The sequence below is a fragment of the Micromonospora sp. NPDC005979 genome (assembly GCF_040614415.1).
GTDB lineage: Bacteria > Actinomycetota > Actinomycetes > Mycobacteriales > Micromonosporaceae > Micromonospora.
The window spans coordinates 241,780-248,136 of the sequence record NZ_JBEXUR010000011.1; the positions used below are offsets into that span (position 1 = coordinate 241,780).

5 protein-coding genes are annotated in these 6,357 nt (G+C 75.7%); 2 read left to right on the forward strand and 3 right to left on the reverse strand.

Going from position 1 to position 6,357, the window contains the following annotated elements:
* Positions 1 to 4 precede the first annotated feature (4 nt).
* Positions 5 to 1,591 carry a hypothetical protein gene (locus ABZ272_RS20265; RefSeq protein WP_355051487.1) on the reverse strand — a complete coding sequence of 529 codons (1,587 nt, stop codon included), beginning with the start codon at positions 1,589 to 1,591 and terminating at the stop codon, positions 5 to 7.
* A gap of 44 nt (positions 1,592 to 1,635) precedes the next feature.
* Here ABZ272_RS20265 and mptB (ABZ272_RS20270) point away from each other — a divergent pair, with 44 nt between their 5' ends.
* Positions 1,636 to 3,036, forward strand: coding sequence for a polyprenol phosphomannose-dependent alpha 1,6 mannosyltransferase MptB (gene mptB, locus ABZ272_RS20270; protein WP_355051488.1), 1,401 nt, complete (start codon positions 1,636 to 1,638; stop codon positions 3,034 to 3,036).
* Positions 3,037 to 3,050: 14 nt separating this feature from the next.
* Positions 3,051 to 4,562, forward strand: coding sequence for a polyprenol phosphomannose-dependent alpha 1,6 mannosyltransferase MptB (gene mptB / locus ABZ272_RS20275; protein ID WP_355051489.1), 1,512 nt, complete (start codon positions 3,051 to 3,053; stop codon positions 4,560 to 4,562).
* 328 nt (positions 4,563 to 4,890) lie between these two features.
* On the opposite strand, the gene ABZ272_RS20280 is transcribed toward mptB (ABZ272_RS20275), so the two are convergent.
* Both ABZ272_RS20280 and ABZ272_RS20285 read right to left on the reverse strand, forming a co-directional pair.
* On the reverse strand, positions 4,891 to 5,865 hold the full coding sequence (locus ABZ272_RS20280) for a hypothetical protein (protein WP_355051490.1): 975 nt from the start codon (positions 5,863 to 5,865) through the stop codon (positions 4,891 to 4,893).
* Positions 5,862 to 6,227 carry a helix-turn-helix transcriptional regulator gene (locus tag ABZ272_RS20285; protein ID WP_355051491.1) on the reverse strand — a complete coding sequence of 122 codons (366 nt, stop codon included), beginning with the start codon at positions 6,225 to 6,227 and terminating at the stop codon, positions 5,862 to 5,864. The genes ABZ272_RS20280 and ABZ272_RS20285 overlap by 4 nt, the downstream gene beginning before the upstream one ends.
* Positions 6,228 to 6,357 lie beyond the last annotated feature (130 nt).

The following is a 6,357-nucleotide window of genomic DNA, read 5'->3' on the forward strand; positions in this document are numbered from 1 at the left end:
GGCCTCAGCTGCCGAGGGTGTACTCGCCGGTGCGGGGGACGGTGACGGTGGTCCAGTCCCCGTCGGCGCGGACGGTCGCGCCGCCGGACGCGGTCAGCCAGCGGCTGTGCCGCACGCGGACCGCCACCGGGCCGGCGGTCGGGGCCCGGAAGGTGACTGCCGCGCCGTCCGCGCGGACCAGCTCGGCGGGCGCGGCGACCAGCGGCGTCGGGTCGGCCACCGCCCAGACCCGCCAGTGCGGGCCGGACCAGGCCGGGGTCAGGTACGGCAGACCGCCCTCGACGAGTTCCGCCTCGGCCCGCCCCACCCAGGACAACGGGGCGTCCGGCACCGCCACGTACTGCACGGCGTTCTCCGCCAGCCAGGCCCGGTAGCTGGCCGGGGTCAGCGGAACGCCGGTGCCGTTCGCGCCGGGCACGGTGGTGAAGAAGAGTGGGTTGCGGTCGATGTCGGCCTGCCGCAACCAGCCGCGGGCCAACGGCACCTCACCGAGGCGGGCCGCCTCCCAGTAGTTGCGCGTCGGCGGCACCTCCACCCGGCCGGTGAGCCGCTGCCCGGCCAGGAACGCGCGCAGCGGCGCGTGATAGCCGGGCGCGCTGGTCGGGTCGCCGACGCTCCGCAGGTCGGCGGGGACCACCGGCGGCTGCCACCCGCAGACGGCCACCAGCAGCGCGGCCAGGCCGATCCCACCCAACAGCCGGGCCGGTACGGGCCCGACAGCCGGCCGTCGGGCCAGGCGGGTCGACAGCCAGGCCGGCGGGCGGGCGGCGGCGGCCAGCACCGGCAGCGCGAACATCGTCGCCAACCGGGTCGCGTTCAACCCCACCGGCGTGTGCACTCCGGCGGCGACCAGCACCCCGGCGGCGGCCAGCAGCGCGCCGAACCGCACCGGCCGGTACGCCACCAGCGCCGCCACCAGCAGGCTCGTCACCACCGCCCGCAGGGTGTCGGTGCGGCTGATGTTCATCCAGCCGCCGTCGCCGAAGAGCACCGCGGTCGCGCCCAGCGGCACGGCCGCCGCGACACCGAGCGCCAGCCCGTCGGCGTACCGGCGGGCCAGCAGCAGCGCCGCGCCCGCCAGGCCGACGAACAGGCCGGCCACCGGGCTCGTCGCCGAGGCCAGCAACGCGCCGGCCGCGGCCAGGGCAAGACGCCACCCCCGGGGTACGCCCCGAGTCAGCGCGACCAGCGCTCCCAGCCCGAAGGCGACACCGAGGGCGTACGTCACCCGGCCCGAGACCAGGTTGCCGGCCAGCGTGACCACGCCGACCAGGCTGCCCAGCAGCGGACGCGGCACCGGGCTGCGGACCAGCAGCGCCGCCAGCGCGGTCGCCGACGCCACCAGCGCCAGCGCACCGGTCACCCGCACGCCGAGCACCGCCATCACGGGCTGCGACACCAGGCTGTAGCCGAACTGCTGCACCCCGCCGTACCAGCGCAGATCCACCGGAGTGTGCCCGTGGGCGGCGAAGAAGTCGGCGCGGGCGACCTGCGCGGCGAGGTCCGAGCCCATCAGTGGCAGGGCCAGCCAGAGCGCGCCGAGCACGACGGAGCAACCGGCGGCCACCGCCACCACCCGACTGCGCCGCATGCCCACCTCCGTACCGCGACAACCGTACTGGCAGCATGTCCGGCGTGCCTCACCACCTCGCGCGCTGGACCGGACTGGCGGGATCGGCGCTTCTCGCCGTCGCCGCGTTCCTGGGCGGCGCACTGACCGACTCACCCCTGCGCAGCAACCCGGTCAGCATCTGGCAGGGCCCGCACGGGCCGCTGGTGCTCATCGCCTGGCTGGTCGGCACCGCGCTGCTGGCGTACGCCTGGTGGTCGCTGCGCGACGACGTGCCGTCGACCCGCTGGGCGCTGGTCAGCGTCGGGCTCTGGCTGCTGCCGCTGCTGATCGCGCCCCCGCTGGCCAGCCGCGACGTCTACGCGTACGCCTGCCAGGGCGCCAGCTACGCCGCCGGGATCAACCCGTACGAGCAGGGCGTCTCCGCGCTGCCCTGCCCCTGGCTGGACACCATCTCGTACATCTGGCGGGACACCCCGGCGCCGTACGGGCCGCTGTTCGTGGTGCTGTCCGGCGCGGTGGTCAAGGCCACCGGCTCGCTGACCGGCGCGATCGTGGTGTTCCGGCTGATCGCCGTGGCGGGGGTCGCGCTGATGGCGGTCAGCCTGCCGGTGCTGGCCCGACGGGTGGGCGTACCGGCCTCCCGGGCGGTCTGGCTGACGCTCGCCTGCCCGCTGGTCGCCGTGCACCTGGTCTCCGGCGCGCACAACGACGCCCTGATGGTCGGCCTGCTCGTCGCCGGGCTGGCCGTGATCGCCTCCCGGCCCGGTCGCCCCGGACCGCTGCTCGCCGGTGGCGTGCTGCTCGGACTCGCCGCCGGCATCAAGGTGACGGCGCTGGTCGTGGTGCCGTTCGCCGCGCTGGCCGCGATCGTCGGCGGGTACTCGATCCGGGCGCTGATCCGCCACGGGGGCTGGGTGGTCGGCGGCGCGGTCGCCGTCGTGGTCGGGGTGACCTTCGCCGCCGGCCTCGACTTCGGCTGGGTCGGCGGCCTGGCCCGGGGCGGTGACGTGATCGCCTGGACGTCGCCGTCCACGGCGGTCGGGCAGACCGTCGGCTACCTGGCGGTGCCCTTCGGCGGGCACGTCGACGCGCTCGCGGTCACCCGGGGGGTCGGAGTCGCGGTGCTGGCGGTGCTGCTGGTGTGGCTGTGGTGGCGGGCCCGCACCCGGGAGCCGCTGTGGTACGCCGCCGTGGCGCTGACCGCCACGGTCGCCCTCGCGCCGCTGTTCCACCCCTGGTACTGGGTCTGGCCGCTCGCGGTGCTGGCGGCCACCGCCCGGCGTACCGGCTGGTTCACGGTGGTGGCGCTGGTCGCGTCGTTCCTGGTGCTGCCCGACGGCACCGGGCTGCCCCGGTACACCAAGACGGTCGGGGCGCCACTGATGACGCTGTTGGTGATCGTGCTGGCCATCCGGTTGGTACGGTCGGCTCGGGCGTCCCGCCAACCGGTCGCCGCCGACTGAGGGAAGGTGCGCCGGTGACCACTCCCGGCGCACCTTCGCCGCTTCCCGGCCTGCTGGCCGCCCGGTTTGCCCGGTACGCCGGCCTGGTCGGCGCGGTCCTGCTCGCCGTCGCCGGCTATCTCGGCGGGGCGCTGCCCGACGCCCCGCTGAACGTCACGCCTGTGTCGATCTGGCGAGCCCCGGGCGGCCCGGCGACGTTGGCCTGCTGGCTGGTCGGCACCGCGCTGCTCGTCGGAGCGTGGTGGTCACTGCGCGCCGGTGCGCCGTCGAGCCGGTGGGCGTACGTCACCGCCGGGCTCTGGGCGCTGCCGCTGCTGCTCGCGCCGCCGGTGGGCAGCCGCGATGTCTACTCGTACGCCTGCCAGGGCTGGACCTACGCGCACGGTGTCGACCCGTACGCGGTTCCAGTGGCGGCGGCCGGCTGCCCGTGGGTGGAGACGGTGGCGCCGATCTGGCGGGACACGCCGGCACCGTACGGCCCGGTGTTCGTGCTGCTCGCGGCGCTCGCGGTGACTCTCGGAGACGGGCTCACCGGCACTGTCGTACTGCTGCGGGTCATCGCCGTGGCCGGGTTGCTGCTGGCCGCGTTCTGCCTGCCTCCGCTGGCCCGGGCCACCGGCGTGCCGACCCGGCGGGCGGCTTGGCTGGCGCTGGCCGCGCCGCTGGTCGGCGTACACCTGGTGGGCGGCGCGCACAACGACGCCGTGATGCTGGGGCTGGTGCTGTGCGGGCTGCTGGTGGCGGTCCGCCGGCCCCGCCGGCCCGCCGCGCTGCTGCTCGTCGGCGCGCTGCTCGGGCTGGCGGTGACGGTGAAGGCCAGCGCCGTGGTGGTGCTGCCGTTCGTCGCGCTGTTGGGAGCATCCGGTCGGACGGTGTTCCGCAGCGGCGCGTGGCTGGGTGGCGGGCTCCTGGGCGCGCTGCTGGTCACCTCGGCTCTGTCCGGCCTGGGGTTCGGCTGGGTGGGCGGGCTGACCCGCAGCGGAGACTCCGAACAGTGGACGTCGCCGCCCACCGCCGTCGGCATGGTGGTGGACTACGCCGGCGCGCTTGCCGGCCGGGACCCGCAGGCGGTACCGGTGGCCCGCGCGGTCGCGTTGGCGCTGCTCGCGGTCGTGCTCGTGGCCCTCTGGTGGCGCACGTGGCGGCGAGTTGCCGCCGGTTTGGGCGGGTTGCCGTCCTTCTCGGGTGGGTTGCCGGCTGGTGCGGCACGGTGCCGCACGGTACTGCACGGCGCCGGCCTGGCCCTGGTCGCCACCGTCGTCCTGTCCCCGGTCTTCCACCCCTGGTACGCGACCTGGCCGCTGGCCCTGCTCGCGTTCACCGCCGCCCGGACCACGTGGTTCGCGCTGCCGGCCGCCGTGGCGACTTTCCTGGCGCTGCCCGACGGCACCAACCTGGCCCGCTTCACCAAGGCCCCCGGCGCTCTGGCCATGACGGCGTTCCTCGTGGCCCTGCCGCTGGCGCTGCTCCTGCGCCGCCGTCGTGCCGGCACCACGGGAAAGTCGATGCCGACGCTGTTGCGCTAGGGGCGAGACCGGGGTCGTCGATGCGGTGCTGGCGGTCGATGCGGTGCTGGCGGTCGATGCGGTGCTGGCGGTCGATGCGGTGCTGGCGGTGGGGAGGAGGCGCTGGCATGGTCGCGCCCTTTGCTCTGCTTCAGCGGAGGCAACACCCAGCGTCCGATTATCGGACAGCAGGTGTTTCCTGGATTGAAGCAGAGCAAAGGCGACGAGAGCACGACCGGACCCGACCCGACACCTCGAGCCGAGTACTCGAATCCGGCATTTCGTGATCTTGCGGCAGCATGGGCCGGCTGGTCGGGGCCCCGGCCCCTCGGCCGCACGGTCCGTGGGGTCAGCGGCGGGCGTGACGGGTCGGGTCGGGGATGGCCGGCCGGGCCAGCCGGGCGCGGACGGCGAGGGCGACCGGGAGCAGCGCCGGGCCGACCAGCGCGACCACGGCCGCCGTCGCGGCCAGCGCCGTCCAGTTCGGGGCGAACGCGTTCGGCGCGCCGTCCGCCGCCCCGGCCAGCGCGTGCAGGGCCAGCAGACCCGCCGGGGTGAGCAGGATCAACAGGGCCCAGCCACCCCGGTGGTCGCCGCGTACCGCCAGCCCTGCCGCGAGCAGCACGGTCACCGCGAGCACCACCACGGCCGCGTCGCGCAGGACCAACTCCGCCGTCACGGCGCGATAAGTCCAGGAAAAGCCGTTCGACGACGAGCCTGCCACCGCCAGCCCGCCGACGGCGGCGAGCAGCGGCACCACCCGCAGCGGCATCGACTGCTCACGGGACGCGCCGAGCGCGACCAGGCCCAACCCGAGCTGGGGGAGCAGCACGAACAACGGCGGGCGGGGCAGGCCGGTGAGTGCGGCGGCGGGGACGAGCGCGACGGTGAGCAGCACCGCGAGTGCGACCGCGCGTCGGGGCCACCGGCCCGGTGTCAGCGCCCGCGCCGCCGCGGCGAGCAGCCAGCCGGCCCACGCCACGATGCCGAGCGAGACGAACGGCCCGGCGGACGGCTCGCCGAAGCCGGGCAGTGCCGGGCGCAGTTCGAGCACCGTCCACATGCCGGCGAGCGCGGTGGCGGTGACCAGGGCCAGGGCGGCCGCGAGGCGTGCGCCGGGGACCAGGTGGAGCGCGCCGGCCGCGCGTACCCGCTGGCGGAGGCCGCCGTGCAGGAGGTCCACGGCGTCCGCGGGCGCCGGCCAGCGGCGGCCCGGTTCGGCCAGGTCGAGGTAGGTGCCGACGATCTCGGCCCCCCGGGCCCGCCGGTAGTCGGCGGGGTACGCGGCGAGGAGCCGGAGGTAACGGCGCTCAAGCTCGGTCATGCGAGGCCTCCGGCGAGGCGTGGGGTGGTCGGTCGGGCGGCGCGGGCCCGTGCGGCGAGCCGGGCGGTGGCGGCCTCGACGTTGCGTCGCAGCCGTTCGGTCTCGGCGCTGAGGGTGGCGTCGCCGTCGGGGGAGAGGCGGTAGTAGCGGCGTAGTCGGCCGTCCACCACCTCCTCCCGGTCGACCTCGACGAGGCCGGCGTCGACCAGCCGGTCCAGCGCGCCGTAGAGCGTTCCGGGGCGCAGCGACACGCGGTTGTCGGAGAGGGCGGCGACCTCGCCGATCAGTCCGTAGCCGTGCATCGGCTCAACGGCGAGCGCGGTCAGGATCAGGAAGGTGGGTTCGCGCAGCGGTATGTCCACGGCGACAATATATCGGACGCGAAGGTATATCGGGGGGCGTTACAAAGCGGGCCGGGCCGGCTCCACGTCGACGTTCGAGAGGCCGACGTGCTGGCCGGTGTCGTCAGCTGGCCCGCGGCACCGGCGACCC

Bases quoted from the DNA above. Each gene is read 5' to 3' on its own strand.
- ABZ272_RS20265 (WP_355051487.1), bottom strand. From the start codon at position 1,591: ATGCGGCGCAGTCGGGTGGTGGCGGTGGCCGCCGGTTGCTCCGTCGTG.
- ABZ272_RS20280 (WP_355051490.1), bottom strand. From the start codon at position 5,865: ATGACCGAGCTTGAGCGCCGTTACCTCCGGCTCCTCGCCGCGTACCCC.